This is a genomic window from Kribbella steppae, from assembly GCF_004342025.1.
Classification (GTDB): Bacteria; Actinomycetota; Actinomycetes; order Propionibacteriales; family Kribbellaceae; genus Kribbella; species Kribbella steppae.
This window is the reverse complement of record NZ_SLWN01000011.1, coordinates 163,331-184,176: the sequence shown is the minus strand read 5'-3', so window position 1 is coordinate 184,176 and position 20,846 is coordinate 163,331. Positions and strand designations below refer to the sequence as shown.

The 20,846-nt window shown below is 69.0% G+C and carries 23 protein-coding genes; 12 read left to right on the top strand and 11 right to left on the bottom strand.

The window, feature by feature from the left end; all coding sequences use genetic code 11:
• Positions 1-246: 246 nt before the first annotated feature.
• On the bottom strand, positions 247-1,377 hold the full coding sequence (locus EV652_RS30080; RefSeq protein ID WP_132212639.1) for an ROK family transcriptional regulator: 1,131 nt from the start codon (positions 1,375-1,377) through the stop codon (positions 247-249).
• Positions 1,378-1,451: 74 nt separating this feature from the next.
• Here EV652_RS30080 and EV652_RS30075 point away from each other — a divergent pair, with 74 nt between their 5' ends.
• Together EV652_RS30075 and EV652_RS30070 are read left to right on the top strand one after the other, a co-directional pair.
• Entirely contained in the window at positions 1,452-2,546 is a 1,095-nt protein-coding gene (locus EV652_RS30075; RefSeq protein ID WP_132212638.1) for a Gfo/Idh/MocA family protein, read from the top strand.
• 11 nt (positions 2,547-2,557) lie between these two features.
• Positions 2,558-3,565, top strand: coding sequence for a sugar phosphate isomerase/epimerase family protein (locus EV652_RS30070; protein ID WP_132212637.1), 1,008 nt, complete (start codon positions 2,558-2,560; stop codon positions 3,563-3,565).
• A 5-nt stretch (positions 3,566-3,570) separates the two neighbouring features.
• Here the strand turns inward: EV652_RS30070 and EV652_RS30065 are convergent, their stop codons facing one another.
• Entirely contained in the window at positions 3,571-3,954 is a 384-nt protein-coding gene (locus EV652_RS30065) for a pyridoxamine 5'-phosphate oxidase family protein (protein ID WP_132212636.1), read from the bottom strand.
• A 147-nt stretch (positions 3,955-4,101) separates the two neighbouring features.
• Here EV652_RS30065 and EV652_RS30060 point away from each other — a divergent pair, with 147 nt between their 5' ends.
• The gene (locus EV652_RS30060) at positions 4,102-4,554 is read left to right on the top strand and encodes a winged helix-turn-helix transcriptional regulator (protein ID WP_132212635.1); all 453 of its coding nucleotides are present in this window, start codon (positions 4,102-4,104) and stop codon (positions 4,552-4,554) included.
• A 22-nt stretch (positions 4,555-4,576) separates the two neighbouring features.
• Positions 4,577-4,828: a hypothetical protein gene (locus EV652_RS30055; RefSeq protein WP_132212634.1), complete on the top strand. Its 252-nt coding sequence runs from the start codon at positions 4,577-4,579 to the stop codon at positions 4,826-4,828.
• Here the strand turns inward: EV652_RS30055 and EV652_RS30050 are convergent.
• Positions 4,825-6,204: an MFS transporter gene (locus EV652_RS30050; protein ID WP_132212633.1), complete on the bottom strand. Its 1,380-nt coding sequence runs from the start codon at positions 6,202-6,204 to the stop codon at positions 4,825-4,827. The genes EV652_RS30055 and EV652_RS30050 overlap by 4 nt on opposite strands.
• Positions 6,205-6,284: 80 nt before the next feature.
• The gene (locus EV652_RS30045) at positions 6,285-7,439 is read right to left on the bottom strand and encodes an MFS transporter (protein ID WP_242002095.1); all 1,155 of its coding nucleotides are present in this window, start codon (positions 7,437-7,439) and stop codon (positions 6,285-6,287) included.
• Positions 7,440-7,491: 52 nt separating this feature from the next.
• Here EV652_RS30045 and EV652_RS30040 point away from each other — a divergent pair, with 52 nt between their 5' ends.
• Together EV652_RS30040 and EV652_RS30035 are read left to right on the top strand one after the other, a co-directional pair.
• Positions 7,492-8,253, top strand: a complete 762-nt coding sequence (locus tag EV652_RS30040; protein WP_132212631.1) for a DeoR/GlpR family DNA-binding transcription regulator — start codon at positions 7,492-7,494, stop codon at positions 8,251-8,253.
• A complete protein-coding gene (locus EV652_RS30035; RefSeq protein ID WP_242002094.1) occupies positions 8,250-9,416 on the top strand; it encodes an MFS transporter in 1,167 nt (388 codons plus the stop codon). Before EV652_RS30040 ends, EV652_RS30035 begins: the two co-directional genes overlap by 4 nt.
• Here the strand turns inward: EV652_RS30035 and EV652_RS30030 are convergent.
• Together EV652_RS30030 and EV652_RS30025 are read right to left on the bottom strand one after the other, a co-directional pair.
• On the bottom strand, positions 9,400-10,506 hold the full coding sequence (locus EV652_RS30030; protein ID WP_132212630.1) for a trans-sulfuration enzyme family protein: 1,107 nt from the start codon (positions 10,504-10,506) through the stop codon (positions 9,400-9,402). The two genes, EV652_RS30035 and EV652_RS30030, sit on opposite strands and share 17 nt — an antisense overlap.
• A 21-nt stretch (positions 10,507-10,527) precedes the next feature.
• Positions 10,528-11,136 carry a TetR/AcrR family transcriptional regulator gene (locus EV652_RS30025; protein WP_132212629.1) on the bottom strand — a complete coding sequence of 203 codons (609 nt, stop codon included), beginning with the start codon at positions 11,134-11,136 and terminating at the stop codon, positions 10,528-10,530.
• A gap of 155 nt (positions 11,137-11,291) precedes the next feature.
• On the opposite strand from EV652_RS30025, the gene EV652_RS30020 reads away from it, so the two are divergent.
• Positions 11,292-12,425, top strand: coding sequence for a D-alanine--D-alanine ligase family protein (locus tag EV652_RS30020; protein ID WP_132212628.1), 1,134 nt, complete (start codon positions 11,292-11,294; stop codon positions 12,423-12,425).
• A 14-nt stretch (positions 12,426-12,439) separates the two neighbouring features.
• Here the strand turns inward: EV652_RS30020 and EV652_RS30015 are convergent, their stop codons facing one another.
• From EV652_RS30015 to EV652_RS30000, 4 genes are all read right to left on the bottom strand, one after another.
• Positions 12,440-13,654, bottom strand: a complete 1,215-nt coding sequence (locus EV652_RS30015) for an RNA polymerase sigma factor (RefSeq protein ID WP_132212627.1) — start codon at positions 13,652-13,654, stop codon at positions 12,440-12,442.
• Between the two features lie 5 nt (positions 13,655-13,659).
• Positions 13,660-14,076, bottom strand: coding sequence for a YciI family protein (locus EV652_RS30010; RefSeq protein ID WP_199238470.1), 417 nt, complete (start codon positions 14,074-14,076; stop codon positions 13,660-13,662).
• A 119-nt stretch (positions 14,077-14,195) separates the two neighbouring features.
• Positions 14,196-14,651, bottom strand: coding sequence for a DUF3515 domain-containing protein (locus EV652_RS30005; protein WP_132212626.1), 456 nt, complete (start codon positions 14,649-14,651; stop codon positions 14,196-14,198).
• Between the two features lie 29 nt (positions 14,652-14,680).
• Positions 14,681-14,917 carry an Lrp/AsnC family transcriptional regulator gene (locus EV652_RS30000; RefSeq protein ID WP_026163142.1) on the bottom strand — a complete coding sequence of 79 codons (237 nt, stop codon included), beginning with the start codon at positions 14,915-14,917 and terminating at the stop codon, positions 14,681-14,683.
• 138 nt (positions 14,918-15,055) lie between these two features.
• On the opposite strand from EV652_RS30000, the gene EV652_RS29995 reads away from it, so the two are divergent.
• Genes EV652_RS29995 through EV652_RS29985 form a run of 3 tightly spaced genes read left to right on the top strand, consistent with a single transcriptional unit; the run spans position 15,056 to position 17,425 of the window.
• Entirely contained in the window at positions 15,056-16,018 is a 963-nt protein-coding gene (locus EV652_RS29995; RefSeq protein ID WP_132212625.1) for a thiamine-phosphate kinase, read from the top strand.
• Between the two features lies 1 nt (position 16,019).
• Positions 16,020-16,823, top strand: a complete 804-nt coding sequence (gene thiD, locus EV652_RS29990; RefSeq protein ID WP_132212624.1) for a bifunctional hydroxymethylpyrimidine kinase/phosphomethylpyrimidine kinase — start codon at positions 16,020-16,022, stop codon at positions 16,821-16,823.
• Positions 16,820-17,425 (top strand): DinB family protein, encoded by a 606-nt coding sequence (locus EV652_RS29985; RefSeq protein ID WP_132212623.1) that lies wholly within the window; start codon positions 16,820-16,822, stop codon positions 17,423-17,425. Before thiD ends, EV652_RS29985 begins: the two co-directional genes overlap by 4 nt.
• Here EV652_RS29985 and EV652_RS29980 read toward each other — a convergent pair.
• Entirely contained in the window at positions 17,403-18,563 is a 1,161-nt protein-coding gene (locus EV652_RS29980) for an ROK family transcriptional regulator (protein ID WP_132212622.1), read from the bottom strand. The two genes, EV652_RS29985 and EV652_RS29980, sit on opposite strands and share 23 nt — an antisense overlap.
• 47 nt (positions 18,564-18,610) lie before the next feature.
• Here EV652_RS29980 and EV652_RS29975 point away from each other — a divergent pair, with 47 nt between their 5' ends.
• Both EV652_RS29975 and EV652_RS29970 read left to right on the top strand, forming a co-directional pair.
• Positions 18,611-19,258, top strand: coding sequence for an HAD-IA family hydrolase (locus EV652_RS29975; RefSeq protein WP_132212621.1), 648 nt, complete (start codon positions 18,611-18,613; stop codon positions 19,256-19,258).
• Positions 19,255-20,469 carry an MFS transporter gene (locus EV652_RS29970; protein ID WP_199238469.1) on the top strand — a complete coding sequence of 405 codons (1,215 nt, stop codon included), beginning with the start codon at positions 19,255-19,257 and terminating at the stop codon, positions 20,467-20,469. Before EV652_RS29975 ends, EV652_RS29970 begins: the two co-directional genes overlap by 4 nt.
• Positions 20,470-20,846 lie beyond the last annotated feature (377 nt).

The window sequence follows — 20,846 nt, the reverse complement described above, 5'->3', positions numbered from 1 at the left end:
CGGATGCCTTCGCCCGGTCCACGATCGACCGCGAGGGCGAGGCCGGCGCGTCCTGGCTGGCCGAGCTGCCCACGATCGTCGAGGACTTGCTGACGCGCTGGGGATGTACGCGCGACGGCGACGTCGCGCATGGCCAGGTCGGCGTGGTCGTGCCGGTCCGGCGCGCCTCCGGACCCACGGTCGGCGCCATGGGTTCGGACGGGCACGCGGTGGGCCGTATCTCGACCGGATCATCGCGCTGGTGGATCAGTTGGCCGTCAGTTGGTGCTGAAGGACGAGTGTCGCGGCGCCGCGGAGGGCGGCGTCCTGGCCTGATCGGGCGGTCACGACGCGCAGGTCGGTGGTGGCCAGGGGCAACGATCTGGCATAGATCGCTTCCCGGATCCCGGCCAGCAGACTGTCGCCGGCTTGGGACAGTGAGCCGCCGACGACGATCACCGACGGGTTGAGCAGGCTGACGCAGGCCGCCAGGACGGTGCCGATCTCTCGGCCGGCTTGGCGAACCGCTTGCGTCGCGATCGTGTTCCCGGCGCGCACCAACTCGACGATGTCCCGACTGGTCGTCGCGTTCTCCAGGTGCGCCGCGATCGCCGCCGCCGACGCGACCGCCTCGAGACAGCCGATATTGCCGCAACGGCAGCGTTCCGTGTGGCCCGGCGCCTGGATGTGGCCGATGTCGCCGGCCGCACCTTGGGCTCCTCGATGCAGCCGGCCACCGCTGATCACGCCCGCACCGATTCCGGTCGCGACCTTCACGAACAGCAGGTGCTCGACGTCGGCGTACTCGGTCGCGTGCTCGCCGAGCGCCATGATGTTCACGTCGTTGTCGACCAGCACCGGTCCGGCGAGTTCACGGCTCAGTCGTTCGACCACGTCGTACGAGTCCCATCCCGGCATGATCGGCGGATGGTTCGGCCGGCCGGTGCTGTGCTCGACGGGGCCCGGCAGTCCGACGCCCGTACCCGCCAGATCTTCGACGGATCGCCGGGCTGATCGGAGCAACGCACGTCCGGCCCGCACGACCGCACTCAGAACCGCCTCCGGCCCTTCCGCGATGTTCAGGGGCATCGTGGACCGATCGAGGATGTCGCCGGTCAGGTTGGTGAGCGCGACGGACAGGTGGGTCGCGCCGACGTCCGCGGCCAGGATCAGTCGCGCAGTCGGGTTGAACCGGAACCGCGCCGGCGGCCGCCCGCCGGTCGACGCCGCCTCACCCGACGGTACGACGAGACCGGCCGCGACCAACTCCTCGATCCGCCCGGTCACAGTGGACCGGGCCAGGCCGCTGAGGTCGATGAGTTCGGCCCGTGTCCGCGGCTGTCCGTCCAGCAGCAATCGCAGCACCGCACCGGTTCCCGCAGTACCGAGATCACTCATGGCCGGACTTCCGTCAGAGGGGCGCTGGACTTTTGCTTGACAGGGTTCAAAAGTGTCACATAGCGTCCTTCAGCGTGTCCACCAGTGCGCGCAAGCTCCGGGTCGGGATCGTCGGCGGCGGCTTCATGGGCCGTGTCCACGGCAGGTCCGCGCTCGTTGCGGGCGCCCGGGTCGTCGGCGCGGTCGGATCGACACCAGCACGGGCCGAAGCTGCCGCGGAGGCGACCGGAGCCGAGCGCGGCTTCGCCGACCTCGACGAACTGCTTGCCGCCGACATCGATGTGGTCCACGTCTGTACGCCGAACAACACCCACCTCCCGGTGACGTTGAAGGCACTGGAAGCCGGCAAGCACGTCGTCTGTGAGAAGCCGCTCGCCACCGCTGTGCTGGACGCGGCCGGGTTGCACGCCGCCGCCCTCGAGGCCGAGCGAGTCGGCACCGTGCCGTTCGTCTACCGCTACCACCCGATGGTCCGCGAGCTCCGGACCCGGATCGCCGAGGGCGAAGCCGGTGTGATCACCAGCCTGCACGGGTCGTACCTGCAGGACTGGCTGGCCGGCGAGGACGATCAGAATTGGCGCGTGGACGACGAGGCCGGTGGTCCGTCCCGGACGTTCGCCGACATCGGGTCCCATTGGTGCGACCTCACCGAGTTCGTCACCGGCGACCGGATTCAGGCCATCAGCGCACAGCTGCGGACTGTTCGGTCGGAACGCGGCGGGGTTGCGGTCCGGACCGAGGATCTGGCGACGGCGCAGTTCCGGACCGAGGCCGGGGTCGTCGGCACGATCGTGGTCAGCCAGGTCGCGGCCGGCCGGAAGAACCGGTTGTACCTGGAGGTGTCCGGGACGGAGTCGAGTTTCGGCTTCGACCAGGAGGACCCGGAGCGGTTGTGGGTCGGCCGCCGTACCGCTTCGCAGCTGCTGACGCGCGATCCCGACACGCTGAGCCCGCCCGCCGCGCGAGTGAACCGGCTGCCGGCGGGGCACGCGCAGGGGTACCAGGACGCCTTCGACAGTTTCGTTGCCGACAGCTATGCCGCCGTACTTGGTGACCGCCCGGACGGCCTACCCGATTTCGCCGCCGGTGCGCGGTCCGCCCGGCTGGTCGACGCCGTACTGCGGTCGGCCGCCGCGGACAGCGCCTGGATCACCGTCGAGAACTCTTAGGAGCCAGTGAGATGCCACGTCCGATCACGTTGTTCACGGGTCAGTGGGCCGACCTGCCGTTCGAGGAGGTCTGTCAGTTCGCGTCGGAGTCGGGGTACGACGGCGTCGAGATCGCCTGCTCGGGGGACCACTTCGACGTCCAGCAGGCGGTCGAGGACGACTCCTATGTCCAGGGCCGGCACGACATCCTGGCGAAGTACAACCTGAAGGTCTTCGCGATCTCCAACCACCTGGTCGGCCAGGCGGTCTGCGACGACCCGATCGACTTCCGGCACCAGGCGATCGTGCCGGCGCGGGTGTGGGGCGACGGGGACCCGGAAGGTGTCCGGCAGCGGGCCGCCGAGGACCTGAAGAACACCGCGCGGGCCGCGGCCAAGCTCGGGGTGAACACGGTCATCGGCTTCACCGGCTCGTCGATCTGGCAGTACGTCGCGATGTTCCCGCCGGTCCCGGCCGAGCGGATCGCCGCCGGCTACCAGGACTTCGCGGACCGGTGGAACCCGATCCTCGATGTGTTCGACGAGGTCGGCGTACGGTTCGCGCACGAGGTGCACCCGTCGGAGATCGCGTATGACTACTGGACCACGCAGCTCACCCTGGAGGCGATCGGTCACCGCGAGGCGTTCGGGCTGAACTGGGACCCGAGCCACATGGTCTGGCAGGACATCGACCCGGTCGCGTTCCTCTGGGACTTCAAGGACCGGATCTACCACGTGGACTGCAAGGACACCCGGATGCGCGTCGGTGGCGGCCGCAACGGCCGGCTTGGCTCGCACCTGCCCTGGGGTGACCCGCGGCGCGGCTGGGACTTCTACTCGACCGGCCACGGCGACGTCCAGTGGGAGGACTGCTTCCGCGTCCTCAACTCCATCGGGTACGACGGTCCGATCTCGGTCGAGTGGGAAGACGCCGGGATGGAACGCAAGGTCGGCGCCGCCGAAGCCGTCAACGTCATCCGCGCGTTGGCCTTCGACAAGCCCGAGGCAGCCTTCGACGCAGCCTTCGCCACGGACAAGTAGGCCCCTCAGCTCATCCCCACCTGCTGGCGCTCGGCCTCGATCAGGCCGATGACGCGCTCCTGCTCGCGCGGGTAGGGCTGGCCGATGTACTTCATCGCGATCTGGTCGACGATCTCCCAGGCGGCGTCGCCTTCCAGCCACTCGACCACCCGGCCGCGCAGGATGATCGGCTCGAGGGGGTTGTCTGCCGTCGTCATCGAGAGCGCAACCCGCGGGTCCCGCCGCAGGTTACGAGCCTTCCGTGAGTCAGGCCCGGTGAGGAACGCGATGTGCTCGCCCACCGTCGTGACCCAGAGCGGCACGGAGTGCGGCGAGCCATCGGGGAGCACGCTGGCAAGGTGGGCTACGACGTTGCTTTCGACGACGCGGCGTACGTCGGGCTTCAGCATGGCAATCAGCTCCTAGTCATCGCCCATCAGGCCGACATACTTGTCGCCGGCCGCTTCCTTCGTGATCCTCTCGGGGTTCCTTCAGGAGACGCCACGACCGTAACAGTTGGAGTTCCGTAAGGGAACCCCAAGTGCTAGATTGGTGTCATGCAACGCACCAACTTCGGCGAGATGGTCTGCTCCATCGCGCGCACACTCGACGTGATCGGGGAGCCGTGGTCGCCGCTGATCCTGCGCGACGTGTGGGCCGGGATGCGCCGGTTCGACGAACTCCAGACCGACCTCGGGATCTCGCGCAAGGTGCTGACCGAGCGGCTCAACCACCTCGTCGACCACGGCGTGCTCGAGCGTCGTCCGTACGACAATCGGCCGCGCTACGAGTACCACCTGACGGTGAAGGGTGCCGAGCTCGTCGATCTGCTCATGGTGATGGCCGGTTGGGGCGACAAGTGGCTAGCAGGCGAGGCCGGCCCGCCGGTGCTCTACCGCCACCACGCCTGCGGCGAGATCAGCCATGTCTACCTGCACTGCTCCCACTGCGACAAGCCCATGCATGCACACGATGTAGACCTCCTGCCAGGCCCGGGCGCCAGACCCTAGGGCGATGGTGGACGATCAAGTCATGACCGACTGGGAAACCCTCCGCGCGCTGGCGGACGAGGGCAACGAGAAGGCGCTGGATCGCCTCGCCGATCTAGCGGACGAGCGCGACGACGTCGAGGCGCTGAGCGGGTTGCTGGACGAGGGGTGTGAGCGGGCCGGCGAGCACCTCACCCGCCGCGCCGTCGCCGCCAATGATCTGCTGGAACTCCAGCGGATCCGCGATGCCGGGTACGACGAAGCCGGTGAGGTGCTCGATCGTCTGCTCGACTAGACCGTCGCCAACTCAGCCGCGGGTTGGTGAGCGCTCACCGCGGTTGCGCGCGGACGCAGGCCGAACCAGACGAGGACCGCGCTGACGAGCGTCAAGGCCACGTCCAGCCACAGGGCGAGGTGCATGCCGGTCAGGTGCATCGCCTGCGTGGCGACGATCGCAGCGAGGACCGGCGTACCAACGGTGCCTGCCACCTCCTGAGTCATCGAGGTCAACCCGGTGGCCAGGCCCTGCTCGCCGTCCGGCACCCCGGACGTGCCGGTCACCGTGTACGCCACGATGGCGGCCACGTGTCCGTAGAACCCGATGAACAGCGCCGGGATCAGTATCACGAGCGCGATGAGCCGGTCGGTGCCGAGGAACACCAGCGGTAGCGTCGCCAGCCCCTGGACGGCCATGCTCACAGTCAGAATCTTGCGGTAGCCGAACCGCCCGATAATGCGCCCGGCAACCACGCCGGCGGCCACTGACGCCAAGCCCGGGATTCCGAACACAAGACCGGTCGCCAGTGGTGACAGGCCAAGCGTCTGCTGCAGGTACAGGGTCGTCAGGAAGATCATCGCGGGCTCCATGCTGCACACCACGAGTCCCGCGTAGTTGCCCCACGCCACCGAGGGCAGCCGCACAATGCGCACCGGGACGAGCGGCGCGGACGAACGGCGCTCGATCAGCCAGAATGCGACCAGTAGCAGCACGCCAACAACCGCAGTAGGCACGCTTCGCTCGATCACGGCGTAGATCACGGCCAGCAGACCGCCGGTCACAGTCACCGCTCCGGGTACGTCGAGCTTCGCCCGCCCGGCCCCAGTGCTTTCGCGAATCACGAACGGCGTGATTACCAGAACAGTCACGACGACCGGCACGTTGATGAAGAATGCCGCCCGCCACCCGAGCAGACTGACCAGCGCACCGCCCACCAACGCGCCCACAGCAAAGCCGGCTGACAGCAACGCGCCTCGCAGGCCCAGCACTCGCGCACGCACGGAGCCATCGACGAAGGTCGTGGTCAACAACGCCAGTGACGTGGGCAGCGCCATCGCGGTCGCCAGACCCTGAAGCACCCGAGCGGTCAACAGCAGTTCAGCGTTGACCGCGCACCCGCCGAGTACCGACGCCCCAGCGAGCAGGAACATCCCAGCCAGGAACAGCCTGCGCCGGCCGAAGTAGTCCGCCAGCCGGCCGAACAGCAGCGCGAATCCAGCAGCGGGCAGTGCGAACGCTGACGTGATCCACGGCAGCCCGTCCGGCCCCAGTCCGACGCCTGCGCCCGCCTGTGGCAACGCGACATTCAGGATCGAGAAGTCGACGGACAACATGAACCCGGCACCGAGCAGCACCAGCAGGATCACGCGTTGACGGGTACTGAACCGCGGCATCAGAAGCTCCACTCGATAGCAACCATTTGGTTGCTACTTTATGGCAACCGATGGGTTGCGTCAATCAGTGGAGCCGGATGTCAGTTGACGCGCGAGCGGCTGCGAGTACGCAGTACCGGAGCGAAGATCGCCAGTCCGGTGGCGAGCACGGTCACCACCAGGAACGACATCGTCAGACTGCTCGCCTGCGCGATCCCGCCGATGATCGACGGGGCAACCAGGCCGGACGCGTACGTGATGGTCGCAACGCCGGCAATCGCCTGGCTTGCGTTGGCTCCGGTCCGCCCGGCCGCGGCGAACGCGAGCGGTACGACGACCGCGATCCCGATCCCGAGCAGTCCGAACCCAGCCATCGCGGCGATCGGATTCCAGGCGACGACGACCAGTACGCCGCCCAGCGTGGCAATCACGCCGCTCCACCGAACCGTCCGTACGGCGCCGAACCGGTCGATCACCGCATCGCCCGTGAGTCGCGCGATCGCCATCGTCAACGCGAAGCCCGTGGTCGCCGCGGCCGCCACGCCCGCCGAACTGTCGAGGACGTCACGCAAGTAGACCGCTGACCAGTCCAGGCTCGCGCCCTCGGCGAACACCGCGCAGAACCCGACCGCGCCGATCAGCAACCCCGATCGCGGCGGCAACGCGAACCGCGCCGGCGGCTCCTCGTCTTCCTCGGGATGCACGTTCAGCACGAGCTGGCACACCCCAACACCGATCAGAGTCAGTACGGCGGCCGCCATCGCATGGTGGAGCTGGGCACTCAACTCGGCATGCGCGGCAACGGTTCCTACCGCTGCTCCGATCAGCGCGCCGACGCTCCACATGCCGTGCAGGCCGGACATGATCGACTTCTCCAGCCGGTGCTCGACCTCCACGCCGAGTGCGTTCATCGCGACATCGGCCATTCCCGCCGTACCGCCGTACACGAGCAATGACGCGCACAGCGTGAGCAGGTTGGGGGAGAGGGATGGTAGGACCAGTGCGAGCGTCCAGAGGGCGAGGAGGCCGCGGAGTGCGTTCCGGGTGCCGAGGGTGTGGCTGACGCGGGCCGCGAGCGGCATCATCAGCGCCGCACCGAGTGCCGGGAACGCGAGCGCCAGCCCGAGTTGGCCGGCCGATACCCCGGAGTGTTCCTGAATCCATGGCACCCGGGTGGCGAACGAGCCGGTGACCGCGCCGTGCACGCAGAAGACCGCGGCGACGGCATACCTGGCACGGCGAACGTCGTTAGCCACAGGCAAACACTCTCTTTGTTTGATCGAACATTCGGATGGTAGCTTTCTGCGCATGAGGAGCGCAGAACGGCACCAAGTGATCGTAGAACGACTGCGCAGGCTGGACCGAGTCTCGGTCCAGGAACTGGTCGAGGCCACTGAGGCATCGGATATGACCGTCCGTCGCGATCTCGACTTCCTCGCCGCCCAGGGTGTGCTCAAGCGCGTCCACGGCGGCGCCGTGTCCGCGATGCCGTCCGGTGTCGAGCCGCCGTACTCGCTGCGCGCCCAAGCAGCCATCGCCGCCAAGCGCGCCATCGCCGCGGCCGCCGTCGAGCACATCCACGATGGCGAGACCATCGTCCTCGACAGCGGTACGACGGCTCTCGAGGTGGCCAAGCTCCTCCACGACCGCGCGGTCACCGTCATGCCTCTCTCGTTGCACATCGCGCAGGAGTTGTCCGAGGCTCCGCGGATCCGGCTGCTGATGCCGGGGGGAGAAGCGCGCAAGGGCGAGTTGGCGCTGGTCGGTCCACTGACCATCGCCTCGCTCCGGGCGCTGCGCTTCGACCTGGCCGTGATCAGCCCCTGTGCCTTCAGCCTCGACGCCGGGCTGACCGCGTTCGACCTGGGCGACGCCGAGGTCAAGCAGGAGGCGCTCGCCGTCGCCGCCCGGTCGATGGTGCTTGCCGACGGCGCCAAATGGGACCGCGCCGCGCTCGCCTACGTGTGTCCGGCCGACCGTCCCGACCTGATCATCACTGACCCGACCGCCCCGGAGGACCAGCGGACCATGCTCACCCAGCGCGGAGTACTACTCGAGGTGGCCCGTTGACCGCGACCGATCTGCCGTTGCAGACCGCACCGCCCCGAGCCGCCCGGATCGCCACCTGGACCTACTTCGGTCTCAACGGTTTCGCCGTCGGCATGTGGGTCGTCCACATCCCCAACATCGAGCACGCCACCAAGATCACGCACAGCACGCTCGGACTCCTGCTGCTCGCGCTCGGCGGCGCCGCCTTCCTCGGCATGCAGATCGCCGGCCCGCTCGTCGACCGCCTCGGCCAACGCCGCCTGGTCCCGGCCGCCGGCGTTCTCCTCGGCCTCTCCCTGTTCTGGCCCGGTCTCGCTCACAACTGGTGGACGCTCGGCCTGGCGTTGATGGGGCTCGGCTTCGCCAACGGCTCGATCGACGTCGGCATGAACGCCCAGGCCGTGGTGGTCGAGCGCGGCTACCCGCGCCCGATCATGGCCGCCTTCCACGCGATGTGGTCGATCGGCGGCGCCTTCGCCGCACTGATCGGAGCTGCCACGCTGCGAGCCGACGTACCGACCGAGGTCACCCTCGGCCTCGCGGGCGTCCTGTGTGTCGTCGTCTCGCTGGTCGCCAGCCGTTTCTTGATCGAGGCAACGACCGAGGAGCACGAGGAGCAGGAGGACCGCGCCAAGCCGCCCGCCAAGCTGGTGTGGGCGCTCGGCGGCCTCGCCTTCGGCCTGATGCTCGCGGAAGGTGTCGCGAACGACTGGGCGGCCCTGCACTTCCGCGACATCCTCGGTACGTCGGTCAGTACGGCGGCCTACGCGTACGGCGCCTTCGCCGTGGCGATGACCGTCGGGCGCTTCCTCACCGACCGCGTCGCGGCCGTCGTCGGCCCGGCCGCGATCGTCCGCTACGGCGCCGCGATGGCCGCGATCGGCCTGACGATCGTGATCGTCGTGCCGTGGGTGCCGGTTGCCCTGTTCGGCTGGGCGTTGTTCGGTCTCGGCCTGGCCGGCGGCGTACCGCAACTGTTCACCGCGGCCGGCAACCTCGACCCACGCGCGGCCGGCGCCCTGATGGCCCGCGTCGTCGGACTCGGGTACGTCGGTCTGCTGGCCGGCCCGGCGTTGATCGGCGGACTCGCGCACTGGATGCCGCTGAACATCGCGTTCATCCTGCCGGTCGTGCTGTGTGTGCTGACGTTCTTCGGCGGGCCGGTGCTCAAATCCCGGTCTTGAGTGCCTGCTCGAGATCGGCCCAGAGATCGTTCGGGTGCTCGATTCCGACGGCCAGCCGGATCAGGTCCTCCGGGATGGTCGGCACCTCGATCGGCCAGCGGCGACGGCGTTCCAGCATCGACTCGACCCCGCCGAGGCTGGTCGCGTGCACCCAGAGCGCCGTACTTTCGCAGACCCGCTGAGCCCCCTCGGCGTCACCACCGAGCTCGATCGACAAGATCGCCCCGAAGCCCGACATCTGCGCCTTGGCGCGCGCATGACCTGGATCATCCGGCAGTCCCGGGTAGCGCACGCGGCTGACCCGCGGATGCTGGAGCAGCCGCTCGGCGAGGAACGCCGCGTTGGACTGCGCTCGCTCCAGCCTGAGCGCGAGCGTGCGGAGACCGCGGAGCGCCAGCCAGGCCTCCATCGGCCCGGGGATCGCGCCGAGGCTGCGGCGGCGCAGGTCGATCGCGTTCCACAGGTCGTCGTCGGCGGTGACGACCGCGCCGAGGACGACATCGGAGTGACCCGCGATGAACTTCGTTGCCGAGTGCATCACGATGTCGGCACCGAGTCTGATCGGCTGCTGCAGCAGCGGGGTCGCGAACGTGTTGTCGACGACAACGGTCGTACCCGCCTGCCGCCCGGCCGCGGAGATCGCGGGCAGGTCGGCGACCTCCATCGCAGGGTTGGTCGGCGACTCGATCCACAGCATGTCCGCTTGGTCGACCGCCCTGGTGACGTCCGCGGTGTCCGCGATGTTCACCCGATCGACGGTCAGCCGGCCGGCCGTCGCCTGCTGGTCAAGGAGTGCGAGTACGCCGGAATACGCGTGCTGCGGCGCGACGATCCGGCCCCCGACCGGGACGAGATCGGCGATCGCGGCCGCCGCCGCCATCCCGGACGCGAACGTCAGGCCACGCCCACCCTCGAGCTCCCCGAGCGTGTCCTCCAACGCGGTCCACGCATCGTTGCCGAACCGCCCGTACCCACGATCCCCACCCGCGACATAGGTCGAGCTGAAGACGGGTGACTCGCCGACCGGCGCGTTCGGCACGCGCTCAGGCCGGCCTGCGTGGACGACAACGGTGGAGGGGTCGAGTGTCATAGCCGGATTCTCCCGGCCGGGCTACCGCACTGCGACGGCGGGGAGTGGGATGCCGCCGCCGCGGAGCAGCGTCATGGCGCGGCGGGCGAGTTCCTTCACCTCGGTGTCATCCGGGTTCTCGACCCAGATCCGGACCACCGTCTCGATGATGTTCATCGCGATCCCGGCGGCCAGAGCAGCGGTGAACTCGACGTCCTGCGGGTCGTTGCCGGCCAGTCGCCGTACCAGCTCATCGGTCAGTTCGTTGCGGAATCGCCAGGTCATCTCGTTGAGGTGAGCGCTCACCGACGCCGTCTGCGCGGCCAGGTCGAACACCGCGCGAACCCGGTCCGGGTTGCTCTCCAGCTGGTCCAGCACCCGCTCGATCACCGACTGCAGACCGTCCGGCAGCTCCACCTCGGGCTGCTCGCGGAACCACGCGACCGCTCCCAGCAGACAGTCCTCGACGAACTCCAGGACGAGCGTCTCCTTGGTCGGGAAGTACCGGTACAGCGTGCTCGGGCCGACCTCGGCGGCCGCGGCGATCTGCTCCACCGTGGTCCGGCCGAAGCCGTGGTCGGTGAACAGCTCGAACGCCTTGTCCGAGATCAGCCGGCGGGTCCGCTCCCGCTTCAGTTCGCGCAGTCCCATCTCCACCTCCGCGGGCAGAGTACCGGTTCCTATGGGCGAGTCACCTCGGAGTGACCGTGTGATCACAGTGTGGTGATGACTACTCACTGCGATCTGAAGAGCTCTTAACCGAACCCCGATCGGAACCTGATCTCGGGGCCGCTACAGTCGAGCCGGTGAGTGAGTACTCGAGGGAAGAACAGCGCAAGCCCCGTGTCGCCGTGGTGTTCGGCGGCCGGTCGAGCGAACACGCCATCTCCTGCGTGACCGCGGCCAACGTGCTGCAGGCGATCGACCGGGACAAGTACGACGTGGTCCCGATCGGCATCAGTACCAGCGGCCACTGGGTGCTGGAGAGCGGCGACCCGGAGCGGCTGTCGATCACCGACGGGAAGCTCCCGGAGGTCGACGTGACCGCGCTGCCGGTGCTGTTCGGCGCGAACCGCGAGCTCGTGGTGAGCGAACCCGACCAGGTACCGAGCACGCTCGGCGAGGTCGACGTGGTCTTCCCGTTGCTGCACGGCCCGTGGGGCGAGGACGGCACCATCCAGGGCCTCCTCGAGATGTCCGACATCCGGTACGTCGGCTCCGGCGTACTGGCCAGCGCGGTCGGCATGGACAAGCACTACATGAAGGTCGTCTTCGCCGCCGCCGGCCTCGAGGTCACCCCGTACGTCGTCATCCGCGACCGCGACTGGAACCGCGACCCCGCCGCCTGCCGCGAGGCGGTCGACGCGCTCGGTTACCCGGTCTTCGTGAAGCCGTGCCGGGGCGGGTCGAGCCTGGGCATCAGCAAGGTGAACAACCTGGCCGAACTCGACGACGCGGTCGCCGAGGCGCGCGCCCACGACCCGAAGGTGATCGTCGAGGCGTCCGCGAAGAGCCCGCGCGAGATCGAGGTCGGCGTCCTCGGCGGCCTGAACGGCGGTCCGGCCGAGGTCAGCGTCTGCGGCGAGATCGCGGTGTCCGGCGGCGGGCACGACTTCTACGACTTCGAGACCAAGTACCTCCCCGAAGGCGAGGAGTACACCGCCCTCTCCGTCCCCGCCGACCTCCCCGAGGAGATCGCGGCCGACATCCGCGCCAAGGCATTGACCGCGTTCGACGCGATCGATGGCGAGGGCCTGGCCCGTGTCGACTTCTTCCTCGACGCCGACGGCCGGGTCATCATCAACGAGATCAACACCATGCCCGGCTTCACCCCCACCAGCATGTTCCCCCGCCTCTGGGCTGCCACCGGCGTGGACTACCCCGCCCTGGTGGACCGTCTCCTCACCCTGGCCACGACCCGCCCCACCGGCCTCCGCTGAGGCTGCGTCCCAACTCATAGGCGTCTCGCCCGCTCATAGAGGTACCGCTGCTGCGGCAAACTCGTCGTCCGGCTGGCCGCCTCCTCATACGCCGCGCGCGCACCCGCCACGTCCCCGGACATCTCCAGCAGATGCGCCCGCACCGCCGACGATCGATGGTCCGAAGCGATCCGCTCGTCGCCCTCGATCGTGGCCAGCAACTTCAGCCCGTCATTCGCCCCACGCGCCATCGCCACCGCGACCACCTGATTCAACGCGACCATCGGGTTGTCGACCAACTGCAGCAGCACCTCGTACAACGCGACGATCTGCGCCCAATCGGTCTCGGCCGCCGACGGCGCCTCGTCATGCACAGCGGCGATCGCCGCCTGCAGCTGATAAGGCCCCACCGGCCCTCGCGGCAGCGCCGCCGTGATCAGCCCAACTCCCTCCTCGATCAACTCCCGAATCCACAACGACCGATCCTGCTCATCCATCGGAACCAACTCGCCCAGTGGCCCCGTCCGAGCCGGCCGCCGCGCATCCGTCAGCAGCATCAACGCCAGCAAGCCGGCCACCTCACTGTCGTCAGGCAGCAGCCGATGCAGCATCCGCGCCAGCCGGATCCCCTCCGCCGCCAACTCCACGCGCTGAAGGCTCGGCCCCGTCGTACTCGCGTAGCCCTCGTTGAAGATCAGGTACACGACCTTCAGCGCCGCACCCAGTCGCTCGTCCCGATCCGCCGGCAGCGCGAACCGGGCCCCGCTGTCCTTCACGCTCGCCTTGGCCCGGCTGATCCGCCGGGTCATCGTCGCCTCCGGCACCAGGAACGCCCGCGCGATCTCCGCCGTCGTCAGACCGCCGACCGCCCGCAGCGTCAACGCGATCTGCGACGCCGGCGACAACGACGGGTGGCAACACATGAACAGCAGGATCATCGTGTCGTCGGTGTCAGCGATCCGCTCACCCGGCCCCGGATCGGGCAACGTCGCCCACTGCGCCACCCGGTCCTCGCGCCGCTGACGGGCCTGTTCACGACGAAGCAGATCCGTCAGCCTGCGCGAAGCCACCGTGATCAACCACCCTCGCGGATTGTCCGGGACACCCTCCACGGGCCACTGCTGCGACGCGGCGAGCAAGGCCTCCTGCACCGCGTCCTCCGCAGTGTCGAAGTGCCCGTACCGCCGCACCAGCGCCCCCAGCACCTGCGGAGTCAGCTCGCGCAGCAGATCGTGGAGAGCAGCGGACATCCTGATCAGTCCAGGATCTCGCCGCGGCCCTCGATCACCGGCCGGATGTCGGCGTACGCGGTCGCCCGGACGAACTCGGGTGCCGGTGTGTCACCGAGCCGGGCCGCGATCTCGGTCGCCCGGTCGAACGACTCGCATTCGACGATCCAGTACCCGGCAAGCACCTCCTGGGTCTCGGCGTACGGACCGTCCGTCACCACCGAGGCGCCGTCCTTCGAGCCCAGTCGCCTGGTCAGCACCGGCGCCGCGAGCCCGCGGGTCTCGACCAGCTCACCGGATTCGATCAGGTCGTTGTTGAACTTCTCCATGAACGAGCCCATCGCGGCGAAGTCCTCGGCGGCCCACGCCGGTTTGTCGGTGTCCTTGCCCGCCATCCCGTCGTAGTCCTGCTGCGACGCGTACGTGAGGATCATGTACTTCATCGGAATCTCCCGTCGTCCCGGGCACCACCGCGGTGCCTCTCGCCTGCTACGTCGCCCCCGCCGGACTCAACCGGACACCGCCGACGAACATTTTCGGCTTCGATTGGAGTATGCCGTCGTCAGGTACAAGGAGTGATGAGTTTGTTGAACCTGTGGACAGCGTCCGACACATCGGTCAGCGCGTTCGCCTCGGGCGCGTACTTCGACGGAACGGCGACCTCGAAATAGACCTGGCGGCCGATGGTGGTGAAGATGACCCCGTTCTCCACCTCCTTGGCGAACCAGCCCACGCCGTTCACCTCGAAGCACTGCGACTGCGCCTCGGCCATCCCGGCCGGCGGGGTGACCCCACAGGTGACCTCGATCGGCGGATCGCCGTACGCGGAGGTGAGCGGGCTGACCGGCTCGGTCTTGCGCCGCTCGGCGTCCAGCACCTTCTCGGGCAGCGCCTTCACCAGCGGCTCACAGGCCGCTGCGACCTCGGGTGCGGGAGTGGGTACGGGGACGGGCGTGGGGCCCGCGCTGCACCCGGCCAGCAGGATCAGACCGAGTGCAGCGAGCAGGACTTTGGGCATGCGGAAGGAGGGCGGGAACCCCGTGGTGGTCAGATGTGGACGACGGGGCAGGTCAGCGTGCGGGTGATGCCGGGCACGTTCTGGACCTTGGCAACCACCAGCTTGCCCAGCTCGTCGACGTTGCGGGCTTCCGCGCGGACGATCACGTCGTACGGACCGGTGACGTCCTCGGCCAGGGTGACGCCCTGGACCTCGGCGATCTGCGCCGCGACATCGGCTGCCTTGCCGACCTCGGTCTGGATCAGGATGTAGGCCTGGACCACCACGTCGTTCTCCACTCAGTCGTCCTCAGCGGGCTCCGGCCGTGACACTGCGGGGGTACTGCGAGGCGGCCGGGCGTACTCTTCGTTGCCCGGTCACGGTACCGCCTAGACTCCGGTTGGCGATATGGGAGGTCTGCTGACGTGACAGAGACGTTGGGGAGCACGGGTGAGTTCGGCCTGATCGCGGCCGTCACCAAAGGGCTGTCCACAGGTGAGGACGTCCTGGTCGGGCCCGGTGACGACGCGGCCGTGGTGGCCGTGCCGGACGGACGGATGGTGATCACGACCGACCTGCTGGTGGAGGGCCGCCACTTCCGGCAGGACTGGTCGTCGGCGTACGACGTGGGCCGCAAGGCCGCCGCGCAGAACCTGGCCGACATCATGGCCATGGGTGCGCGGCCGACGTCGCTCGTGGTCGGGTTCGGCGCACCGGCCGACCTGCCGACCGCGTGGGCGCTGGAGCTCAACCAGGGCCTGGTGGACGAGGCTGAGCTGGTCGAGGTCAGCATCGTCGGCGGCGACACGGTGCAGTCGGACAAGATCATCGTCTCGGTGACCGCGTTCGGCACGCTGGACGGTCGTCCGCCGGTACTGCGTTCCGGTGCGCGCCCCGGCGACGAGGTCGCCTACATCGGACGGCTCGGCTGGGCCGAAGCGGGCTGGGCCGTGCTGGCCCGCGGGTTCCGCTCGCCGCGAGCCGTGGTCGAGGCGCATCGCCGCCCGCAACCGCCGTACGCCGAAGGGCCTCGAGCCGCTCTGGCCGGCGCGTCGTCGTTGTGCGATGTCAGCGATGGCCTGCTGTCCGATCTCGGGCACATCGCCGTCGCGAGTCAGGTGGCCATCGACGTGCACTCGCAGGCGTTGACCGTGCCCGAGCCGTTGCAGGCCGTGGCCGCCGCGACCGGCGTGGACGGGCTCAAGTTCGTCCTGACCGGCGGTGAGGACCACGCGCTGGTCGGTACCTTCGAGCCGGCCGACGTACCCGAGGGCTGGACCGTCATCGGCTCGGTTGCTGAGGGCAACGAGGAACGGCCGGCCGGAACCGTGACGGTGGACGGAGCGGCGTACGCTGACGACGCCGGTCACGCTCATTTCAGGAGTTGAGATGTTGCCCAGAGTGCTGACGATCGCCGGATCCGACTCCGGCGGCGGGGCCGGGATCCAGGCGGATCTGAAGTCGATGCTGGCCAACGGCGTGCACGGGATGAGCGTGCTGACCGCGATCACCGCGCAGAACAGTCTCGGCGTCCAGGGGGCGTGGGAGCTGCCGGAGGAGCAGGTCAGGGCGCAGTTCCGCAGCGTGGTGGACGACATCGGCGTCGACGCGGTGAAGACGGGGATGCTGGCGTCCGAGTCGATGGTCCGGGTGGTCGCGTCGCTGCTGCGGACGCTCCCGCCGTCGGTGCCGGTCGTTGTTGACCCGGTGTCGGTGTCGAAGCACGGTGACGCGCTCCTGGCCGCCGATGCGATGGACGCCATCCGGTCGGAGATCGTGCCGCTGGCAACTGTCCTGACGCCGAACCTGACCGAGCTCGGACCGGTGGCCGGCATGGACCTGGAGACGGTGGAGGACCGAGAGCTCGCGGCAAAGGTGCTGCTGGACGCCGGAGCCTCCTGGGTCCTCGTGAAGGGCGGCCACGACCCAGGTGCGGCGTCCGTGGACATCCTGCACGGTCACGGGGTACGTCGGGCCTACAGCGCCGTACGGGCCGACAACAGGCACACACACGGCACCGGATGCACGTTGGCCAGTGCGATCGCGTCATACCTGGCGCGGGGGTACGACGTACCGGGTGCAGTGGGAGCGGCCAAGGAGTACGTGACCGGGGCGATCGGGGCTGGGTTCGCGCTCGGTGGTGGAATCGGTCCGGTCGATCACGCCTGGCGATTTCGAGGGAGTAGCAGTTGAGCAAGCAGCAGCCGCCGGTTGACGGGTACTGCGAGCAGTGTGGGTTCAACTACGACACAGGTGATCTGCAGGGCACGGTGACCACGCTGATCCGGCAGGCGGCGGACTGCAGTATGTCGCTCACGAGAGCCGCGGCCGGTCCCGATCCGGACGTCGTACGGCTCCGGCCGGAGCCTGACGTGTGGTCGGCGATCGAGTACGCCTGCCACGTGCGCGACGTACTGGAGGTCCAGCGGCAGCGGATCGCTCAGTGCCTGGCGGAGGACCGGCCGGTATACGCGCCGATGGACCGGACCGGTCGGGTGAAGCAGGCCAAGTACGAGGACCAGGACCCGATGGAGGTCGCGGCCGCGCTGATGCGGTTCGCCCGCGAGTTCGGCGCCGCCGCTCGGGTGCTCACACCGCCGCAGCTTGGCAAGCTGGGTCTCTACAACTACCCGGTGCGTGCGCCGCGCACACTGGGCTGGGTGATCCGCCACACGGCCCACGAGATCCAGCACCACCGCCATGACATCACCACGATCCTGGCGCGGGTCGAACCGCCGATCGTCCCAAAGCCCCAGGAACCGGTTGAGGACGTCAGTGCCGATCAGCCCACGTAGCGATCGACGGCTCCGTGGTGAGGTGGTCCAGCGCCAGCGCCGTGGCACCGCGCAACGGGCCGTCGGGCTGGTGCGTTGCGGGAAGCACTGGCGGGGGAGAGGTCCGGTGGAAGGTCATGAGGCCGGCTAGGTAGGCCTGCTCGAAGGTGGACTCGTCAGCAGCACGGAGTGGGATGGCCAGGCCGCCCAGCGTCACTACATCCGGGTCGTGCGCGTTGACGAGACCAGCGATGCCTGTAGCGAGCGCAGTGACCACTCTGGCGACCGCACGGCCCGCAGCGCGGTCGGTACGCCGCAGCACGGCCTCTGTGTAGCCGTACGGGTCGTCCGGCGTCGGCTCCTTGAGGTGCCGTGCCAGCGCGCGTCCGTCGATCTCCAGGTCCCAGCACCCACGGGCGCCGCACGGACACTCCCGTCCACGCTCCCCGAACGGTATGTGCCCGTACTCCCCACCGGCCCCGGACGCTCCCTGCGCCGGTACGCCGTCGATCAGTAGCGTGCCGCCGATCCCCACTTCGACGATGAGGTGCAACGCCGTACCAGCACCAGCGGCAGCACCAGTGCGGGCTTCAGCCACACCACTCAGCGTTGCGTCGTTGCCAGCGAGCAGCGGGATGCCCGTACCCGCTGCGACGGCCTCCAGGTCCACCTCTGGCCAGTCCAGCGTCGGTGCCTGCATCAGACGGTTGTCGCGAATCATGCCCGGCGCTGCCAGGCTCACCACCCGCAAGCGTTCGCCGTACTGCTCCCGCGCCTGCTCCACGACCCTCTGCAGGTTGCCGAGCACGACCTGCGGCCGTCGACTCCGGTGACGCTTGGACTGCTGCGCCAGGAACGACCCGTCCAGCGCAACCACAGCACTCCGCCAACTGCCCTGCCGCAGGTCCAGTGCGAGCACCACAGGACCCTGTGGATGCGCCCGCAGTACGGTCGTCGGCCGCCCACGCCCCTGACTGGGCGCAGGCACCTCAGTGAGCAGTTGTACGTCGCGCAGCCGTGCAGTGACCTCAGTAGTCGAGCTGGTGCTCAGCCGCAGCTCCCGTGCCACCGCAGCGCGCGTGATCCCGGGCCGACGGCTCACCTGCGCGAGTACGTCGGCAGCCGTCTGCCACTGTCCGCGGCGAACTGCTGTTGTCATGAGATGGTTCTACCTTATGCTCGGAGAACGAGTTTAATGGAGGGGTGATGGGGATCCGGGACATCCGCGCCGTGCTGTTCGACATGGACGGCACGCTGGTGGACTCCGACGCCGCGGTCGAGCGTGCCTGGACAGTCTGGGCAGGGGAGTACGGCGTACCGGTGGCCGACGTACTCGCCATCGCCCACGGCAGCCCGGCCGAGTCCACCGTCGACCGCATGCGCCCGGACCTGCCGGCGGAGGAGCGGGCGACTGCCGCGGCCCGGCAGCTGGAGCTCCAGTACGACGACCTGTCCGATGTGACGGCGACACCTGGCGCGGTCGAGGTACTTGGTGTGTTGGATCAGCTCGGCTTGCCCTGGGCGGTCGTGACCAGCGCGGACAACCGGCTGGCGAAGGTACGCCTGGCTGCAGCCGGCATCGAGCCACGTGTCCTGGTGACCGTCGAGGACATCTCTCGCGGCAAGCCGGACCCTGAGGGCTATCTACACGCGGCTGACCTGCTCGGGGTACCACCTGCTTACTGCCTGGTCGTGGAAGATGCCGAAGTCGGCCTGGCCGCTGGCCACGCAGCTGGAGCCGTGACAGCGGGTCTGAAAGGCCTGGCGGCCGACATCCAGCTGACCGACCTGCACCAGCTCGCCGACCTCCTGGCGGCCGCCCGGACGGGGTCTACCGACCTGACAGCCAGATGACCGGCCGGACGGACGAGGTCCGGATCGGGATCGGTCTCTCGTCCATGGGGTACCTGCTGGCCGGGCTCGGGGCCTGTGTCGCGATACTCGCGCGGGACCTGGACGAGTCCACTGCTCGACTCGCGCTGCTGTCCTCCGGGTTCGCAGCCGGGTTGGTCGTTGTCGCGGTGGTCGGCCCGAGGCTGCTGCGTTCGTGGCCGCTCCCGACGGTGCTCCGCCTCGGCTCTCTCGTGTGTGCGGCCGGCGCGGTGCTACTCGCGCTGGCACCTGCGTACGGCGTGGCGGTCGCAGGCGGACTGTGCATCGGACTGGGCGGGGCCCTGCTCGTGCTCGTCGCTCCACTCATCCTGCACGGCCCAACAGCTGCTGCCCGGCTGAGTCGCGTCAACGCCGTCGCCAGCGCCACCGGCATCCTGGCGCCAATCACCATCGGTGCCATTGACTCTCTCGGCCCCACCGGCCGCCTGGCAATGCTGGCCGCCGTACCACCGCTTGTCGCCCTGGCCGTGGTGAAAGGCAGGAGGACGCCGCAACCTCCGACGGTCGAATCCCTTGACCGGCAGCCGGTTCAATCGCTCGACATGCCACGCTCGAGGCCATCGTCGACCCGGCATGTCGCAGTGGCCGTCGGGCTGGGCTGGCTGCGAGTGGTGCTCGCGGTTGGGATCGAGTTCTGCTTCGTGGTGTGGGCGGTCGCGCGGCTGCTGGCCACAGGTTTGCCGATGGCAACGGCCGCCCTCCTGGGCAGCGCCTTCCCGATCGGCATGGCAGTCGGCCGCGCAATCGGACCGATCCACTGGCGCAACTGGTCTCCCGTCGTCCCAGCCGGCTTACTCGCGATCATCGGCACCCTGCTCGTCAGCCTCTTCGACACACCCACCGCCGTCACGATCGGTCTAGTCGTCGCCGGCACCGGCGTCGCACCCCTCTACCCCGTCACCTTGGCGGCCCTCGTCGCCACACCAGGCCTCAACCCAACCCGCCTATCAGCAATCGGCGCCCTAGCCTCCGGCACAGCAATCCTCCTAACCCCCGCCGCCCTAGCAGCCTTAGCCCGAGTCGCCGACCTCCGCACCGCCTACCTCATCACCCTCCCTCTCATAGCCGCCCTAATCACCCTCACCCACCGACGGACCCGTCCAGTCCGCACACCTGACCACCACCACAACCTCATCGACCACCAACCCCCACGCATCCCACAAACCGACTAACCCCCAGCCGGCCCGGACCCACACCCCCAGATCAAGCTGGCCGTCTGATCGCCTGCCTGCGATCCCTCTGGCTGCCGTGATCCACGAGCCGGGGCCTGGGGCACGCAGGCCAAGCTGGCCGCCTGACCGCCTGCCTGCAATCCCGCTGGCTGCCGTGATCCACGAGCCGGGGCCTGGGGCCACGCAGGCCAAGCTGGCCGCCTGACCGCCTGCCTGCGACCCCGCTGGCTGCCGTGACCCACGAGCCGGGGTCAGGACCCACACGCCCACGCCAAACAGGCCGCCCCACCGCCTGCCTGTCATTCCGCCGGGCAGCCGCGACCCACCAGCCAGGGCCGCACGCCCAGGTCAAGTTGGCCGTCCGACCGCCTGCCAGC